Source organism: Luteibacter sp. ME-Dv--P-043b (assembly GCF_030209605.1).
Lineage (GTDB): Bacteria > Pseudomonadota > Gammaproteobacteria > Xanthomonadales > Rhodanobacteraceae > Luteibacter.
This window is the reverse complement of record NZ_JARVRT010000026.1, coordinates 58,410-76,355: the sequence shown is the minus strand read 5'-3', so window position 1 is coordinate 76,355 and position 17,946 is coordinate 58,410. Positions and strand designations below refer to the sequence as shown.

Below are 17,946 nucleotides of genomic sequence, written 5' to 3'. Positions count from 1 at the left end.
TGGGATCAATCCTTGGGCGGCGGCGGGGCCAGCACTTCGCGGTTGCCGTTGTGCTGGGGCGCGCTGACGATGCCGTCCTGCTCCATCTGCTCGACGAGGCGGGCGGCGCGGTTGTAGCCGATGCGCAGGTGGCGCTGCACGCCGGAGATGGACGCGCGGCGCGTTTCCGTCACCACGCGCACGGCGCGGTCGTAGAGGGCGTTGTCGCTGTCGCCATCGCCGTCGGCATCCTGCGGCAGGCCGGCGTCGTTGATGATCTTGCCGTCGGCGGTGGACTGCACTTCTTCCAGCACACCCTCGATGTAGTTCGGGGCACCCTGCGCGCGCAGCCATTCCACGACGTTGTGCACCTCGTGGTCGTCGACGAAGGCGCCGTGCACGCGCTCGGGCGTGGCCGTGCCCGGCGGCAGGTACAGCATGTCGCCGTGGCCCAGCAGGGCCTCCGCGCCGGACTGGTCGAGGATGGTGCGCGAATCGATCTTGGACGAGACCTGGAACGCGATGCGCGTGGGAATGTTGGCCTTGATCAGGCCGGTGATGACATCCACCGAGGGGCGCTGCGTGGCCAGGATCAGGTGCACGCCCGCGGCACGCGCCTTCTGCGCCAGGCGGGCGATCAGTTCTTCCACCTTCTTGCCGACGATCATCATCATGTCGGCGAACTCGTCGATGATGATGACGATGTGCGGCAGCGGCTCCAGCGGATCGGCCTTCATCGAGGGCATGTCCGGGTTGGCGCGGAACAGCGGGTCGAGCAACGGCTGCCCGCTGCTCTCGGCGTCTTTCACCTTCTTGTTGAAGCCGCCCAGGTTGCGCACGCCCACCGCGGCCATCAGCTTGTAGCGGCGCTCCATCTCGGCCACGCACCAGCGCAGCGCGTTGGCGGCTTCCTTCATGTCGGTAACCACGGGCGCCAGCAGGTGCGGGATGCCCTCGTAGACCGAGAGCTCCAGCATCTTCGGGTCGATCATGATCATGCGCACGTCCTTGGCGCTGGACTTGTACAGCAGGCTGAGCACCATGGCGTTCACCGCCACGGATTTACCAGAGCCGGTGGTGCCGGCCACCAGCAAGTGGGGCATCTTGGCCAGATCGGTAACCACGGCCTTGCCGCCGATGTCCTTGCCCAGCGCCAGCGCCAGGGGCGACTTCACCTGGTCGTAGCGCTCCGAACGGAGGATCTCCGACAGGTAGACGATCTGCTTCTTGGTATTGGGGATTTCCAGGCCAATGACGTTCTTGCCGGGAATCACGTCCACCACGCGCACGCTGACCACGGACAGCCCACGGGCGATGTCCTTGTCCAGGCTGGATACCTGGCTGCCGCGCACGCCGGCGGCGGGCTCCAGCTCGAAGCGGGTAATGACGGGACCGGGATAGACCCCGACCACGCGTGCCTCGACCTTGAAGTCCTTCAGTTTCAGTTCGACCTGGCGCGACAGCACCTCCAGGGTTTCCTCGGAGTACCCGGGGCCCTGCGGCGGGGCTTCGTCCAGCAGCGACAACGGCGGGATCTCGCCCTCGATGGACGCGCCGGTGAACAGGGGAATCTGGTTTTCGCGGGTGGCGCGCTCGCTCTTGACGACCATCGGCGTGGGCGTCTCGATGCGTACCGGCTCGCGTTTGGCCTGCTTGACCGCTTCCGCCTTCTTGACCACCTCGCGCTCGGCGCGGGCGGTACGGGCGGCCATCACATCGGGCGCACGACGCATCTTGCCGCCGAACCAGCCGCCCAGCCGCACCACGCCCTGCCCGGTCACGTCCATCAGGCGGAACCAGGACAGGCCCGTGGCCAGGGTGACGGCGATCAGGAACACGGCCAGCAGCAACAAGGGCGCGCCCTTGTCGCCGAACGCGGCATGCACCCCGCGACCGACCCACTTTCCGACGATGCCGCCCGCGCCTTCCGGCAGCACGGGGGAATCGACGTTCAGGTAGACCAGCGCGGGGCCGGTGATGAAGAAGAACACGAACCCGATCAGGCGCAGCGAGGGCTCCCACGGGGCGACGTGGCGCTCGCCCCGCTGGCGGATCACCTGCACGCCCAGGGCCAGCAGCAGCAGCGGAAAGCAGTACGAGACCAGGCCGAAGATGTAACGCAGCAGGTTGGCGATGTTGGCGCCGACCGCGCCACCGAAATTGGTGGCGTGCTCGGCAACCCCCATGTGGCCCCAGCTCGGGTCCTGGTCGTTGTAGCTGATCAGGCAGACGAGCAGGTACAGCGCGAGCGGGAGCACCAGCAGGGCTCCCGCTTCACGCAGGCGGCGCTTGAGCTCGTCGCTCAAGCCCTCGCGCTGGGCCTTGATCTGCGTCCTGGCCTGTTTCTTGACGACTTTCGCGCTACGCGCCACTTAGCAGACGACCTCGGATCGGGTTTTGGGCATCATGCCATGCCCTGGAGGGCCGGATGGACGAGCTTGCCGCCCTCGATGTTGATGCCCGCGGCCAGCGGGGCGTAGTCGCGCCAGGCATGGCCGGCGGCCAGGCGCTGCACGTACGGCAGGATGGCGGCGGAAATGGCGGTGGACGAGGTCTGCGGCACGGCGCCGGGCATGTTGGTCACGCAGAAATGCGTCACGCCGTGGACGTCATAGGTCGGCTCCTTCCAGGTGGTCGGGCGCGAGGTCTCGAAGCAGCCGCCCTGGTCGATCGAGATGTCGACGAGCACCGAGCCCTTCTCCATCGTCTTGACCATGTCCTCGGTGACCACGCGCGGGGCCTTGGCGCTGGGGATGAGCACGGCACCGACGACGATGTCGGCGTTGCGGACTTCCTCGGCCACCGACGACTCATAGGCATACAGCGCGGTGACGTTGGGGCCCATGGCCATCATCTCGGCCAGGCGGTCCTGGCGCTTGTCGAACACCACCACGTTGGCACCGGCCTGGGCCGCCAGGGCCGCGGCGTTGCCACCGGCCGCGCCGGCGCCCAGCACCACCACCTTGCCGCGCGGGGTGGAAGCCATGCCGCCCAGCAGCTTGCCCTTGCCGCCGTTGGGCTGGTGCAGGAGGGTGGTGCCGATCTGGGTGGCGATGCGGCCGGCGATGACGGACATCGGCAGCAGCAGCGGCAGCACGCCGTTCTCGTCCACCGACTCGAAGGCGATGCCGGTGAGGCCGATGTCCAGCAGGCTACGGGTCAGCGCCGGCTCGGCGGCCAGGTGCAGGTAGCAGAACAGCAGGTGGTGCTTCTTCAGCAGCTTGAGGTCGCCCTCGATCGGCTCCTTCACCTTGACGATCAGCTCGCCCTTCTCGTAGACGGCGGCGGCGTCCGGCAGGACGGTGACGCCCAGGGCCGAGTAGTCGGCGTCCGAGTAGCCGGACTTGGTGCCGGCACCGGACTGGATGAACACCTCATGGCCACGGCGGGCCAGGTCGGCGGCGGCGGCCGGGATGAGGGCCACGCGGCCTTCGAGGGTCTTGGTTTCGGAAGGGATACCGATGCGCATCTGAGGATGATCCTGAATGAACCGAAGGAAGTCGTGACGGAACAAAAGCCGCCGTGTGGGGACACGCCGGCAGCATCAATGAAGCGAACGTCTTGAATCGCACCCCCGTCTTCCCCATTCTTCCGGGTCGACAACGATCTCGCGCAACCTCGACACGGCCTGAGCAACCTGCCGCAAGAGGCCAGCGGTACGACTGAAACACGCCGCAGCAAACCTCAAGGATTATACATGAGCACCCCCAAGCACAGCCGCCTGCTGATCCTCGGCTCCGGCCCCGCCGGCTACACGGCCGCCGTCTACGCGGCGCGCGCCAACCTCAAGCCGACGATGGTCACCGGCCTGCAGCAGGGCGGCCAGCTGATGACCACCACCGAGGTGGACAACTGGCCCGGCGACGAGAAGGGCGTGCAGGGTCCGGAGCTGATGCGGCGCATGGCCGAGCACGCCGAGCGCTTCGAGACCGAGATGGTCTTCGACCACATCCACAGCGTGGACCTGGGCAACCGCCCGTTCCGGCTCAAGGGCGACAGCGGCGAGTACACCGCCGACGCGCTGATCATCACCACCGGCGCCACGGCCAAGTACCTGGGCATCGCCTCGGAAGAGAAGTTCAAGGGCCGCGGCGTCTCCGCCTGCGCCACCTGCGACGGCTTCTTCTTCCGCGACCAGGACGTGGTGGTGGTCGGCGGCGGCAACACGGCCGTGGAAGAGGCCCTGTACCTGGCCAACATCGCCCGCAAGGTCTACCTGGTCCATCGCCGCGACAAGTTCCGCGCCGAAAAGATCATGCAGGACAAGGTGTTCGAGAAAGCGGCCGCTGGCAAGATCGAACTGCTGTGGAACCACCAGGTGGACGAGGTGCTGGGTGACGATTCGGGCGTGAACGGCGTGCGCGTGAAGGACGTGAACTCCGGCGCCACGCGCGACCTGGCCGTCCAGGGCTTCTTCGTCGCCATCGGCCACACCCCGGCCACGGGCATCTTCGAAGGCCAGCTGGAGATGAAGGACGGTTACATCCAGATCCAGTCCGGTACCCAGGGCATGGCCACGGCCACCTCGGTGCCCGGCGTGTTCGCCGCCGGCGACGTGGCCGACCACGTCTACCGCCAGGCGATCACCTCGGCCGGTTTCGGCTGCATGGCCGCCCTGGATGCGGAACGCTGGCTCGACCAGCAGCACCTGCTGACGTGATGGAGTCGCCCCGCGCGGCCGGCGCGGGGCGTTGCCCCGCATGAGCGAGATCCGTTTCCTCGACGGGCTCGGCGGCATCCCGGCCGCCGACTGGGACGCGCTCGTGCCCGACGGCAACCCGTTCGTGTCGCACGCGTTCCTGAGCGGCATGGAGGCCAAGGGCTGCCTGCGTGAAGACTATGGGTGGCGGCCGTACCACCTGGCCATTCTCGACGGCGGGCGGCTGGTCGCGGCGGCCCCGACCTACCTCAAGGGCAACTCGCACGGCGAGTTCGTGTTCGACTTCAGCTGGGCGGCGGCCTGGGAGCGGGCCGGCGGCGATTACTACCCCAAGCTGCTGGTCGCCGCGCCCTACTCGCCCGTGCCCGGGCCGCGCCTGCTGGTGCGCGAGAGCCTCGACGCCGAGATCAATCGCAACCGGCTGACCGCCGCGCTGGTCGATGAAGCCGACCGCCTGGGGCTGTCCTCGATCCACGCCAACTTCCTTGCCGAGGCCGACCTGCCCGCCTTCGACGACCGCTGGCTGGCCCGTGCGGACTACCAGTTCCACTGGCACAACCGCGGCTACACGGATTTCGACGAGTTTCTAGCCGCCCTGGCCCGGAAGAAACGCAAGAACATCCGCCAGGAGCGCGCGCATGCGGCCGCATCGGGCCTCACGCTGGAGATGCGCGGCGGCGACACGCTGGGCGACGCCGAGTGGCGGCAGATCCACGCGCTCTATGAGCTGACCTTCGACATGAAGGGCAACCACGCCGCGCTCACTGCCCGCTTCTTCCAGTACCTGGGGCATACGATGGGCGCCCGCGTGCAGGTGGCCCTGGCCCGTGACGGCGCGGACATCGTGGCGATGGCGCTGTTCCTGCGCAGTGCCGACGCGCTGTATGGACGCTACTGGGGCGCCAGCGTGGAACTGTCCGGACTGCATTTCGAGCTGTGCTACTACCGTGGCATCGAGTACGCGATCCGTGAAGGCATCGCGCGCTTCGAGCCCGGCGCGCAGGGTGAGCACAAGCTGGCGCGCGGCTTCCTGCCGACGCTGACCCACTCGCGCCACTACATCGCGCACGAGGGCTTCCGCCAGGCGGTGGCCGCGGCGCTGGTCCAGGAGGCAGCGCATCGCGAGGCCTACAAGGACGAACTCATGACCCATTCGCCGTACGCGGATCGATGATCAATCTGCCCCAGCTGCATCCCCTGCGCCCCGGCCTGTTTCCCGCCCCGGAAACCGCGCTGACGGAGCCGAACGGCCTGCTGGCCTGGGGCGGCGATCTGTCGGCGGAACGCCTGCTGGCCGCGTATGCCCAGGGCGTGTTTCCCTGGTACAACGAGGAAGAGCCGATCCTGTGGTGGTCGCCGGACCCGCGCTGCGTATTCCACACCGACGCCATCCACATCAGCCGCAGCCTGCGCAAGCAGCTCGACACGTCCCACTGGCGGCTGACCGCCGACACCTCGTTCTCGCGCGTGATGCGCGCCTGCGCGGCCCCGCGCAACGGCCAGCCCGGCACGTGGATCGGACCGGCGATGATCGCCGCCTACGAGGAACTGCACCGCCGCGGCCACGCGCACAGCGTGGAGGTATGGGACCGCGGCTCGCTGGTCGGCGGCATCTACGGCGTGGCCGTGGGCCGGCTGTTCTGCGGCGAATCGATGTTCAGCGCCCGCAGCGGTGGATCGAAGGTCGCCCTGGCCGGATTGTGCCAGCTGCTGCACGGCTGGGGATTTCCGCTCCTGGACGCGCAGGTGACCAACGACCACCTGCTGAGCATGGGCGCCGTGGAAATCGCCCGCCGGCCGTTTGTCGCGCAGGCGCGGAAGCTGGCGGCGATGCCGGGGATGGTGGGGTCGTGGGTGAGCCATCCGGTGGCGTTGCCGTAACGTCGATCGTGCGGGGGATCGTGGATCGCGCACATCGTGCGCTCCTACAAGGCTCCGTAAACCCCGGATGTAGGAGCGCACGATGTGCGCGAAAAACCAACCACGCGAAGAAGACCTAACCCATCGACGAAGCCGCGATGCCGGATCGCGCACATCGTGCGCTCCTACAAGGGTGTCGCAATCTGCATCGTGCGGGATGTAGGAGCGCACGATGTGCGCGATCCAGGATAACGTCACCGCGCGCGGTGACCGCTCATTTCCGCACCGGCATTCTTCGGCAGCAGCAGGCACACCGGCGCGGCGAGCACCGAAACGAACGTGACCACCAGGAACGCCACGCTGAAATCCGGCAGCAACGCATGTTCGCGGCCGTGCCAGGTGACCGACGCATGCAGCGCCGCGGCGGCGACGCAGATGCCCAGCGACAGCATCAGCTGCTGGAACGTGGTGTAGAAACTGGTGGCGCTGGAGAACCGCTCGCTGGGGATGTCCGCATACGCCACCGTGTTGTACCCGGTGAACTGCAGCGACTGGAAGAACCCGCTCATCAGCAGCACGGCGTAGATGATCCACAGCGGCCAGTCGGGCCGGAATGCGGCGCACAACGCCACACAGCACATCGAGAACACGCCGTTCCAGACCAGCGTGGCGCGGAACCCCCAGCGGCGCAGCACCGGTGCGGCGGTCGCCTTCATCAGCATGGCGCCCAGTGCGGAGACGAAGGTGATGACGCCGCTGTGCGCCGCCGACATGCCGAAACCCAGCTGCATCATCAGCGGCAGCAGGAACGGCACCGAGCCCGCGGTGATGCGCGTGAGCGACCCCGCGATCACCGACAGGCGGAACGTGGGAAAACGCATCAGCGACAGGTCGAGGATGGGATGGGCCGCGCGCTGCGCATGCCACACGTAGACCGCACCGACCACGATACCGGCCACGATCAGCCCGGTGGAACCGAGCACGGACGTCACCCCGCGACTGGCCATTTCCAGGCCGAACACCAGGCAGGACAGCGACACGCCCGACAGCACGAAACCCAGCTTGTCGAAGCGCATCTTGTCCGGGATGCGGATATCGGGAATGTACCGAGACGCCAGCCACATGCCGACCAGGCCGATCGGCACGTTGATGTAGAAGATCCAGCGCCACGACACCCAGGTGACGATGAACCCGCCCAGCGGCGGACCGATCACCGGGCCGATCAGCGCCGGCACCAGCAGCCACGACATGGCGCTGACCAGTTCCGACTTCGCCACCGAGCGCAGCAGCACCAGGCGTCCCACCGGCACCATCATGGCGCCGCCGATACCCTGCAACAGGCGCGAGAGCACCAGCAGCGGCAGGCTACCGGAGATGCCGCACAGGATAGAGCCGATGGTGAAGATGGCGATGGCAGCGCGGAACACGTTGCGCGAGCCGTAGCGGTCGGCGATGGCCCCGCTGGCCGGAATGAACACCGCCAGGCTGAGCATGTACGAGGTGAGCGCCACGCTCATGTGCAACGGGGACACGCCGAACGACTCGGCCATGGCCGGCAACGCGGTGGCGAGAATGGTGCCGTCCAGTTGCTCCATGAACATCGCGCTGGCGATGATGAGGGCGACGGTGCGAAAGCCGGGAGCGGAAGTCATCCGGGTGGAGGTAACGAAGAAGGCGTAAGTCTGCGCCCGCCGCTACGGAAGATCGAGTGAAAGGTTGCTTAGAAACGCCCGCTCCTGCCCCGTCAGCGGATCGACGAAGCGGAGTTCGCGGGCCAACAGGCGCAGTGGCTGGTCGAAACCGGTGGGCTCGTCGCGCAGGTCCGGGTAGACGTGATCGCCCAGGATGGGCGCCCCCAAGGCCGCCATGTGCACGCGCAACTGGTGCTTGCGACCAGTGACCGGTTGCAGGCCGTAGCGCCAGACCGTTGCGCCACGCGCCAGCACCTCGATCCGTGTGCACGCGTTCGCCGTGCCCGGCACTTCGGCCACGCGGAAGAACGGCTCGCCCCGCTCGACCCGGCTTTCCCGCACATGCGGCATGGCCACGCCCGGCAGCGGCGGCGCCAGCGCCTCGTAGGTCTTCACGATGCGCCGCTCGCGGAACAGCCGGGTGTAGGCATCGCGCGTGTCCGGCCGCGCCGAAAACACCACCAGCCCCGCCGTGCCCCGGTCCAGGCGGTGCAGCGCCACCAGCGCGGGATTGCCCAGGCGACGCATCAGCCGCACGGAAAGGCTCTGCTCGACGAAACGGCCGGCGGGCATGGTGGGCAGGAAATGCGGTTTATCGGCCACCACGATATCGTCGTCGGCGTAGACGATGCCTTCGACGAACGGGATGACCGGCTCGTCGGCCACCTCGCGGTGGTAGGTCAGTACGCCGCCGGGCCGGTAAGGCGTCAGCCGGTCCACGGGCACACCGTCCACCGCGACCGCCCCGCGCGCCATGCGTTCGATCCATGCCTCGCGACCGATCGCCGGAAACCGTTCGCACAGGAAATCCAGCACGGACGGCCAGGCACCGCGCGGCAGGACGATACGGCTGGGTGGGAGCGCTTCCATCGCAAGAGTGTATCGCTCAAGTCCTTCGTGACGCGGCCGCCATATACTGTACGTCTTACCTCCCCTCCCCAGAGGCATCCGTGATCGGCCGGTTCTTCCGCAAGCTGTTCGGCAACCGTGGCGTCGCTCCCGCGATGGACGCGCGTGCCTTGTCCATGCCCGTGGCGCCCGTCGCCGTCGGCACCCCGGTCGCGCCCGTCGATGCCCCGGCCGGCGCGCTCCCGGCCGACGAGGTGGAAGACCGCTTCTACCGCCTGGTACTGGGCGCAGCATGCTCGCCGGACCCGGGCATGAGTGCCCATGAGCAGACGCTCCTGCGTCGCCTGCGCGAGGCCTTCGGCGGCGAGCGCTTCGACGTGACCCTGCTGCCGCGCCTGCCTGCCGTGGTGCCGCAGCTGATGCGCGCGCTGCGCAACGACGCCAGCGACAGCCGCATGCTGGCCGAGCAGGTGGCGCGCGATACCGTGCTGGTCGGCGAAGTCATACGCGTAGCCAACAGCGCGTTCTTCCGGCCGGCCAAGGCAGTGACGGGACTGCCCCAGGCGATCACCCTGCTCGGTCACGACGGCCTCCGCCGCGTGGTCATGCAACTGGTGATGCGCCCCATCCTGCGCACCGGCGAAGGCGCCGCGCAGCAGGCGGGCGATCGCCTGTGGGAGCACGCCGAGCGCTGTGCCCGCGCCTGCGCGCACCTGGGTGAAGGCACTTGCGATCCGTTCGAATCGTTCCTCGCCGGACTGGTCAGCCATACCGGCGCCCAGGCCATCCTTGCCGAACTGGACAAACACGGCCCGGCCGCGCCTGCCTACAGCCGCCGTTTCGTCGCGGCGGTGGCCCAGCAGATGGAGCGCCTGTCGCTGCACGCGGCACGCCACTGGGATTTCCCCTCGCGGGTGGTCCAGGCGCTGGCCGAACGCGCCGACCCGGCCGACGCAGGCGCACGCACGCCCCTGGGCCGTGCACTGCTCGCCGCCAGCCGCGTGGCCATGCTGGACGTGCTGGCGGAGAACGGCCTTGCCGAGGCCGACGCCGTCCTCCTGGCTGGCCCGGATCCGACCTTCACGCAGGCCCGGCTCGTCGACTGTCAGGCGTTCGTGCGCACCGCGCATACGGCCGAAGCCTGACCCTCGTCACCGTGCACGTGGACATGACCCACGCCGTGTGCGTCGTGGTGCGCCCGGACGCCTGCGACGCAGAGGCCGCGCGCGCGATGGACCGCTTGATGGACGCGGATACCGCCATCGCCGACCGGGTATAATATCGGCCTGATTCCCCCGGCAGGACGCTCCAGAACGATGTTTGCGGCACGACAGACTCCGTCCACCGGAGGCGATGCCCTCGCGCGCCTCATCTGGCAGGATTTCGAGCACCTGCTTGCCGAGTACTACCGTGGCCAGGGTTACCACGTCGAGCGCCATAACGCCTCCCGCCCCCTGCAGGTCCCGAAAGGCGGCATCGACCTGCGCCTGCGCCGCGGCAGCGAGACCGTGCTCGTCCAGTGCAAGCACTGGGACGCCGAGGAAGTGCAACTGGCCGACGTCAACGGACTGCTCGGCAACATGCTCAACGAAGCCGCCAGCCGCGGCGTGTTCGTCACCCGTGGCCGCTACAGCCGCGAGGCCATGGCGTTCATGCGCCGCCAGCCCCGGCTGCAACTGGTCGACGGCGACATGCTCCGCGTGATGCTCAAGCTGCCCGAGCGCGCCGATACGGCGCTGGCGGCGCGCGGCGAGCGGCTATCCGCCGCCCCGCGCCGCAGTGCGACGGGCGTGCCCTCCTGGCTCGGACCAGCACTGCTGGCGTTCGCCATCGCCGGTCTGCTCGCCCTGTTCGTCTGGCGCACGGTCACGCGCCACGACGCACCCGCCACGCCGCCGGGCAGCGCGGCGGAAGGCCCGCCCCAGGCCAGCGCGGCGCCATCCGCCTATGGCTCGGCATCCGCCGCCGATGCCGTGCACACCCTATCGCCGGTGGCCGTGCAGCCCACCGCCCCACCGGCCCTGCCACCGCTGAGTGGCGCGTCCGGCATCGTCCAGAAAGCCGTCTCGCCCGGCCGGCCCTCCGTCTCGCAGGAGATCGCCGAGCGCGAGCGGCTGCGTCAGCCATCCGAAGACGCGCGCCATGCACGCCTGCATGAGGACGGCATGACGGTGCTCGAACGCAGCACCCGCGAGCTGGGCTCGCACGATTGATCGCCCGTCGGGCGTGAGCGGCGTTTGGTCGCGGCCCGCAAGCTCCTGAAGGCGGTTCATTTCACGCCGGGGCAATCCCCACGCGCCTAGCCTTCCGGGAGACCCCCGTCGCCTGGAAGCCTCCATGACCGAGACGCTTGCGCCCGATCTGCTACGCCGCATGCACGCCTACTGGCGCGCTGCCAACTACCTCACCGTGGGCCAGATCTACCTCCGCGACAATCCGATGCTGGAGCAGCCTCTCCGGCGCGAGCACATCAAGCACCGCCTGCTCGGCCACTGGGGCACCACCAGCGGCCTCAACTTCATCTACACCCACTTGAACCGCGTGATCGTCGAACGCGACCTGGACATGATCTACGTGATGGGTCCCGGTCACGGCGGCCCCGGCGTGGTGGCGCACACCTACCTGGAAGGCTCGTACACCGAGGTCTACCCGCATATCGACCGCAGCGAAGCGGGCATGCGCGAACTGTTCCGCCAGTTTTCATGGCCGTACGGCATTCCCAGCCACGTCGCACCGGAAACGCCGGGGTCCATCCACGAAGGCGGCGAGCTGGGCTATTCGCTGTCGCACGCGTTCGGCGCGGCATTCGACAATCCCGACCTGGTGGTGGCCTGCGTGGTAGGCGATGGCGAGGCGGAAACCGGCGCGCTCGCCACCGGCTGGCACGCGAACAAGTTCCTCAACCCGGCCCGCGACGGCGCCGTGCTGCCCATCCTGCACCTCAACGGCTACAAGATCGCCAACCCCACGGTGCTGGCGCGCATCCATCCGGACGAACTGCGCGACCTCATGCGCGGCTACGGCTACGAGCCGCATTTCGTCGAGGGCCATGAGCCCGAACCGATGCACCAAGCGTTCGCGGCCGCGCTGGACACCTGCCTGGACGAGATCAAGCGCATCCAGGACGACGCACGCAAGGACGATGCGGCGGACGCCGTGCGGCCGCGCTGGCCGATGATCGTGCTGCGCAGCCCCAAGGGCTGGACCGGCCCGAAGAACTTGGACGGCAAGCCGGTGGAAGGCACCTGGCGTGCCCACCAGGTGCCCATCGCCGACTTCACCTCGGACGAGCACCTGAAGATTCTCGAAGACTGGATGAAGAGCTACGACGCGCACGAGCTGTTCGACGAGCGCGGCCGTTTCCGCGAGGAGTTCGCCTCGCTGGCGCCGACTGGCCGTCGCCGCATGGGCATGAACCCGCATGCCAACGGCGGCCTGCTGCTGAAGCAGCTGCACATGCCGCACTTCCACACGTTCGCCGAGGACGTCCGCACACCCGGCGACCACAAGGCCGGCGCCACCGCGGTGCTGGGCACCTTCCTGCGTGAAGTGATGCGCCAGAACATGCAGACCTTCCGCCTGTTCGGCCCCGACGAAACCGCGTCCAACCGCCTGCAGGCCGTGTACGAGGCCAGCGGCAAGACCTGGATGGCCGGGCGCGAGGCCGTGGACGAAGACCTGTCGCCCGCCGGTCGCGTGATGGAGGTGCTGAGCGAGCACCAGTGCCAGGGCTGGCTGGAGGGCTACCTGCTGACGGGGCGACATGGCCTGTTCTCCTGCTACGAGGCCTTCATCCACATCATCGATTCGATGATGAACCAGCACGCGAAGTGGCTGAAGGTCACCCGCACCATGTCGTGGCGGCCGCCGATCGCGTCACTCAACTACCTGCTCAGTTCGCACGTGTGGCACCAGGACCACAACGGCTTCTCGCACCAGGACCCGGGTTTCATCGACCACGTGGCCAACAAGAAATCCGAGATCGTGCGCATCTACCTGCCGCCGGATGCCAACTGCCTGTTGTCCGTGGCCGACCATTGCCTGCGCAGCCGCCATTACGTCAACGTCATCATCGCCGGCAAGCAGCCCGACTGGCAGTGGCTGGACATCGAAAGCGCGATCCGCCACTGCGCGGCCGGCGCCGGCATCTGGAAGTGGGCCAGCCGCGGCGTGGATAACCCCGACGTGGTGATGGCCTGCGCAGGCGACGCTCCCACCGTCGAAGTGCTGGCGGCCGTGATGCTACTGCGCGAGTACGTGCCGGACATCCGCATCCGCGTGGTCAACGTGGTGGACCTGATGTCGCTGGAACAGCCCGACGAGCACCCGCACGGCATGGACGACGACGTGTTCGACGACCTGTTCACCAAGGACACGCCGGTGATCTTCGCCTTCCACGGCTACCCCGGCATCATCCACAAGCTGACCTATCGCCGGCACAACCACGACAACATCCACGTGCGCGGCTACAAGGAAGAAGGCACCACCACGACCGCGCTGGACATGATGGTGCTGAACAACATGGACCGCTTCCAGCTGGCCCTGGATGCGATCAAGCGCATTCCCCGCCTGGCCGGCGAGCGCGAAAAGGCCGAGCAGCGCTACTGGTCCGACATCCAGCGGCACAAGCTCTACGTCAGCGAGCACGGGCAGGATCTTCCCGAGGTCCGCGACTGGCAATGGAAGGCCGAGGAGACCGCCGCGTGAGCCGGCCCGGGCACGTGCTGGCGCTCAACACCGGATCGTCGTCGCTGAAATACGGCCTCTATCGTGTCGACGGCGATCGGTGCGAGGCGCTGTTGACGGGGCAGGCCGAGGGCGCGGCGGATAACGATCCCCTGTCCGCCGTGCTTGCGGCGCTGCGCGAACACGACCTGCCCGCGCCCGATGCCATCGGCCACCGCATCGTGCACGGCGGTCCGAACGTGCGTAAGCACGCGCGGATAGACGCGGCGATGATGGAACATCTGGAACAGGCGTGTGCCTTCGCACCGCTGCACGTGCCGCCAGCACTGGCGCTGGTGAAGCAATGCACGATGCGTTTCCCGGGCCTGTCCCAGGTTGCCTGCTTCGATACGGCCTTCCACGCATCGATGCCGGCGGTGGCGAAAACCCTGCCATTGCCGGCGGACCTGCGCGAGGGCGGCATCGAACGCTACGGTTTCCACGGGCTGTCGTACGAATCCATCGTGCGGCAGCTCGGCGACGACCTGCCGTCGCGCGTGGTCATTGCGCACCTGGGCAACGGTGCCAGCCTGTGCGCCGTCCGCGACGGTCGCTCCGTGGACACCACCATGGGCCTCACCCCCACCGGCGGCCTGGTGATGGGTACGCGCCCGGGCGACCTGGACCCGGGCGTGCTGCTGTACCTGATGCGCGAGCGCGGTTACGACGCCGATGCGCTGGAGACGCTGGTCGATCGCGAGGCCGGCCTGAAAGGACTCTCCGGCGGCACCAGCGACATGCGCAAGCTGCACGTCACGGACAGTGCAGCCTCGAAGCTGGCCCAGGACGTGTTCGTCCATGTCGCCCGCAAGCATGTCGCCGCCATGGTCGCGTCGCTGGGCGGCATCGACCTGCTCGTCTTCACCGGCGGCATCGGCGAACACGACGAAGTGACCCGCGACGCGATCCTCGCCGGCCTGCGCTGGATCGGCGACTTCGCCTCACGCACCGTGGCCACGCAGGAAGACGAACAAATCGCCCGCCACACCCACCACCTGACCCGCACCCCCACCCCCACCACGTAGGAGCGCACGATGTGCGCGAAAAGGGTGCTCGCCTCGTCGTTGCGTTAAACGCGTCATCGTAGAGGCGTCGCAGTCGACGCCGTGCCGCGTCTTCGCCTTGTTGGCTTTTCGCGCACATCGTGCGCTCCTACCAACCGCGGTGTTGGCGTGCAGCCGCGGCGGGGGTTCGGGGCGTTCTTTGTTACATCACCACCACGGGGATCTTGCCGATCTTTGAGCGCCATTCCTTCGGGCCGGTTTCGTGCACCGACGTGCCGGCGCTGTCGACGGCGACCGTAACCGGCATGTCCTTGACCTCGAACTCGTAGATCGCTTCCATGCCCAGGTCTTCGAAGGCCAGCACGCGCGAGGCCTTGATCGCCTTGGATACCAGATACGCCGAACCACCCACGGCCATCAGGTACACGGCCTTGTTGTCGCGAATGGCCTCGATCGCGGCGGGGCCGCGCTCGCTCTTGCCCACCATGCCGAGCAGGCCGGTGGTCTCGAGCATCTGCCGGGTGAACTTGTCCATGCGCGTAGCCGTGGTCGGACCGGCGGGGCCGACCACTTCGTCACGCACGGGGTCCACGGGGCCCACGTAGTAGATGAAGCGGTTGGTGAAGTCCACAGGCAGCGTCTCGCCGCGGTTCAACATGTCGATCATGCGCTTGTGCGCGGCGTCACGCCCCGTCAGCAGCTTGCCGTTGAGCAGGATGGTCTCGCCCGGCTTCCAGTCGAGCACGTCCTCGCGGGTGATGGTGTCGAGGTTCACCCGGCGACCCTTGGATGCGTCGTAGGTGAGCTTCGGCCAGTCTTCCAGCGACGGCGGATCGAGCGCCACCGGGCCGGAACCGTCCAGCACGAAATGCGCATGGCGGGTAGCGGCACAGTTGGGGATCATCGCCACCGGCAGGTTGGCCGCGTGGGTGGGATAATCCTTCACCTTGATGTCGAGCACGGTGGTCAGGCCACCGAGGCCCTGCGCGCCGATGCCCAGCGCGTTGACCTTCTCGTACAGCTCCAGGCGCAGTTCTTCCGCGCGGCTGGACGGGCCACGGGCGATCAGGTCGACGATGTCGATCGGCTCCATCAGCGCCTCCTTCGCCAGCAGCATGGCCTTCTCGGCCGTGCCGCCGATGCCGATGCCGAGCATGCCCGGCGGGCACCAGCCGGCGCCCATGGTGGGCACGGTCTTCAGCACCCAGTCCACGATGGAGTCGGACGGGTTGAGCATGGCGAACTTCGACTTGGCTTCCGAGCCGCCGCCCTTGGCGGCGACGATCACGTCGAGCGTGTTACCCGGCACGATCGACACGTTGACCACGGCCGGCGTGTTGTCGCGGGTGTTCATACGCTTGCCCGCCGGATCGGCCAGCACGGAGGCGCGCAGCTTGTTGTCCGGGTGGTTGTAGGCGCGGCGCACGCCTTCGTTGACCATGTCCTCGACACCCATCGTGGCGTCGTCCCAGCGCACGTTCATGCCCACCTTGAGGAAAACCGTGACGATGCCGGTGTCCTGGCAGATCGGCCGGTGGCCCTCGGCGCACATGCGCGAGTTGATGAGGATCTGGGCGATGGCGTCCTTGGCCGCCGGCGACTCTTCACGCTCGTACGCTGCGGAGAGGTTTCTGATGTAGTCGACCGGGTGGTAGTACGAGATGTACTGGAGGGCGTCGGCGACGCTGGTGATGAGGTCGTCCTGCTTGATCGAGGTCATGGCGCTTCGGCTGGCTCGCGGCGGCTGGCAAAGCGGCGATTTTAGCGCACCCGGCGGTGTAAGGTGCCGGCCCATGGGCCGGTCTGTTCCGGGTACCCCAAGCACAACGGAGTTTGCATGCGTCAGCTACGTACCGTTTTCCTCGCCCTGCTGGTGGCCGTGACCACCCTGGCCGCCGCGACGCCCGCCCTGGCGGCGCAGACCGCGCCGGAGTTCGCCGGCATCGCCAACTGGCAGAATTCCAGGCCGCTGACGATGAAGGGCCTGCGCGGCAAGGTCGTGCTGATCGATTTCTGGGCCTATTCGTGCATCAACTGCCTGCGCACCCTGCCCCACGTCACCCGCTGGTACGACCAGTACAAGGACAAGGGCCTGGTGATCGTCGGAGTGCATTCGCCGGAATTCGCCTTCGAGAAGCAGGACGCCAACGTCCGCGACGCCATCGCCAAATACAACATCAAGTATCCCGTGGCCCAGGATAACGACCTGGAAACCTGGGACGCCTGGGACAACCAGTACTGGCCGGCCGAGTATCTGGTGGACCAGCGCGGCAACGTGGTGGCCCATCATTTCGGCGAGGGCAACTACGCCGAGATGGAAAACGCCATCCGCACGCTGCTCGGCCTGCCGCGTCTGGCCGCCAGCACCGAGAACGACAAGGACGCCCCGGATTTCAGCCAGCTGGGCTCCCCGGAGATGTATTTCGGCAGCGAGCGCAGCAAGAACAACGCCAGCGCCGGCGGCGACAGCACCGGCACGCGCGACTTCACCGCCCCGTCCCGCCTGGAGCTCAACCAGTTCGCCCTGGTCGGCAAGTGGGAAATCGGCCGCCAGAATGCCTCCCTGGTCGGCCCGACAGGCGAGATCCGCCTGCATTTCAAGGCGAAGAAGGTTCACATGGTCGCCAGCGCCAACGACCCGGTCACCCTTCAGATCGCCGTCGACGGCAAGCCCATGGCCCCGGTGACCGTGCAGAAGAGCCAGCTCTACACGTTGTTCGACGGTGACGGCTACAAGGACCACGTGCTGACCATCAAGATCGACAAGGCCAATTTCCACGCCTTCACCTTCACCTTCGGCTGAGCCAGACGCCGAGCGGCACCCGCCAACCCCTCGCCCTGGGGGGGCGTCTCGCCGCCCCCCCAGGGCGAGGGCGTAGGAGCGCACGATGTGCGCGAAAAGCCAATAGCGCGAAGACGCCGCAATTCACCACCCTCCCCGCGCGCGTAGGAGCGCACGATGTGCGCGAAAAGCCAACAGCGCGAAGACGCCGCACCGCTGCTAGTTGAGACGATTCGACGCCACCGAACCTTTCAACCCTTCGGATGATGAAACCGGGAAGGCAACAACCGTCGCGCACATCGTGCGCTCTTACGCGGGGGACGTGCGGTGCCGCGTCATCGCGCTGTTGGCTTTTCGCGCACAGCGTGCGCTCCTACATCTCTTTCATCTTTGGGG

The 17,946-nt window shown here is 67.7% G+C and carries 13 protein-coding genes; 8 read left to right on the top strand and 5 right to left on the bottom strand.

Annotation, left to right across the window (positions count from 1 at the left end; translation table 11 throughout):
* Window positions 1-5: 5 nt before the first annotated feature.
* A complete protein-coding gene (locus tag QRN34_RS14395; RefSeq protein WP_081916661.1) occupies window positions 6-2,351 on the bottom strand; it encodes a DNA translocase FtsK in 2,346 nt (781 codons plus the stop codon).
* A 32-nt stretch (window positions 2,352-2,383) separates the two neighbouring features.
* Window positions 2,384-3,448 (bottom strand): alanine dehydrogenase, encoded by a 1,065-nt coding sequence (locus QRN34_RS14390; RefSeq protein WP_285405416.1) that lies wholly within the window; start codon window positions 3,446-3,448, stop codon window positions 2,384-2,386.
* A gap of 228 nt (window positions 3,449-3,676) precedes the next feature.
* Between QRN34_RS14390 and trxB the strand changes: the two genes are divergently transcribed.
* Genes trxB through aat form a run of 3 tightly spaced genes read left to right on the top strand, consistent with a single transcriptional unit; the run spans window position 3,677 to window position 6,520 of the window.
* A complete protein-coding gene (gene trxB, locus QRN34_RS14385) occupies window positions 3,677-4,639 on the top strand; it encodes a thioredoxin-disulfide reductase (RefSeq protein ID WP_285405415.1) in 963 nt (320 codons plus the stop codon).
* 40 nt (window positions 4,640-4,679) lie between these two features.
* A complete protein-coding gene (locus QRN34_RS14380; protein WP_285405414.1) occupies window positions 4,680-5,813 on the top strand; it encodes a GNAT family N-acetyltransferase in 1,134 nt (377 codons plus the stop codon).
* On the top strand, window positions 5,810-6,520 hold the full coding sequence (gene aat, locus QRN34_RS14375) for a leucyl/phenylalanyl-tRNA--protein transferase (protein WP_285405413.1): 711 nt from the start codon (window positions 5,810-5,812) through the stop codon (window positions 6,518-6,520). Before QRN34_RS14380 ends, aat begins: the two co-directional genes overlap by 4 nt.
* A 233-nt stretch (window positions 6,521-6,753) precedes the next feature.
* Here aat and QRN34_RS14370 read toward each other — a convergent pair whose 3' ends face one another.
* Both QRN34_RS14370 and QRN34_RS14365 read right to left on the bottom strand, forming a co-directional pair.
* The gene (locus tag QRN34_RS14370) at window positions 6,754-8,151 is read right to left on the bottom strand and encodes an MFS transporter (RefSeq protein WP_285405412.1); all 1,398 of its coding nucleotides are present in this window, start codon (window positions 8,149-8,151) and stop codon (window positions 6,754-6,756) included.
* A gap of 42 nt (window positions 8,152-8,193) precedes the next feature.
* A complete protein-coding gene (locus tag QRN34_RS14365; protein WP_285405411.1) occupies window positions 8,194-9,060 on the bottom strand; it encodes a pseudouridine synthase in 867 nt (288 codons plus the stop codon).
* A gap of 80 nt (window positions 9,061-9,140) precedes the next feature.
* Between QRN34_RS14365 and QRN34_RS14360 the strand changes: the two genes are divergently transcribed.
* The 4 genes from QRN34_RS14360 to QRN34_RS14345 all read left to right on the top strand — a co-directional run bounded on the left by QRN34_RS14360 (window position 9,141) and on the right by QRN34_RS14345 (window position 14,789).
* Window positions 9,141-10,184, top strand: a complete 1,044-nt coding sequence (locus QRN34_RS14360) for an HDOD domain-containing protein (RefSeq protein ID WP_285405410.1) — start codon at window positions 9,141-9,143, stop codon at window positions 10,182-10,184.
* A gap of 171 nt (window positions 10,185-10,355) precedes the next feature.
* Window positions 10,356-11,252, top strand: coding sequence for a restriction endonuclease (locus QRN34_RS14355; protein WP_285405409.1), 897 nt, complete (start codon window positions 10,356-10,358; stop codon window positions 11,250-11,252).
* Window positions 11,253-11,376: 124 nt separating this feature from the next.
* Window positions 11,377-13,746 carry a phosphoketolase family protein gene (locus QRN34_RS14350; RefSeq protein ID WP_285405408.1) on the top strand — a complete coding sequence of 790 codons (2,370 nt, stop codon included), beginning with the start codon at window positions 11,377-11,379 and terminating at the stop codon, window positions 13,744-13,746.
* Complete coding sequence (locus QRN34_RS14345) at window positions 13,743-14,789, top strand: hypothetical protein (protein ID WP_285405407.1); 1,047 nt, start codon at window positions 13,743-13,745, stop codon at window positions 14,787-14,789. The genes QRN34_RS14350 and QRN34_RS14345 overlap by 4 nt, the downstream gene beginning before the upstream one ends.
* Before the next feature lie 181 nt (window positions 14,790-14,970).
* On the opposite strand, the gene QRN34_RS14340 is transcribed toward QRN34_RS14345, so the two are convergent.
* Window positions 14,971-16,488 carry a fumarate hydratase gene (locus QRN34_RS14340; protein ID WP_285405406.1) on the bottom strand — a complete coding sequence of 506 codons (1,518 nt, stop codon included), beginning with the start codon at window positions 16,486-16,488 and terminating at the stop codon, window positions 14,971-14,973.
* Window positions 16,489-16,605: 117 nt separating this feature from the next.
* Between QRN34_RS14340 and QRN34_RS14335 the strand changes: the two genes are divergently transcribed.
* Window positions 16,606-17,571, top strand: coding sequence for a thioredoxin family protein (locus tag QRN34_RS14335; protein ID WP_285405405.1), 966 nt, complete (start codon window positions 16,606-16,608; stop codon window positions 17,569-17,571).
* Window positions 17,572-17,946: the final 375 nt, after the last annotated feature.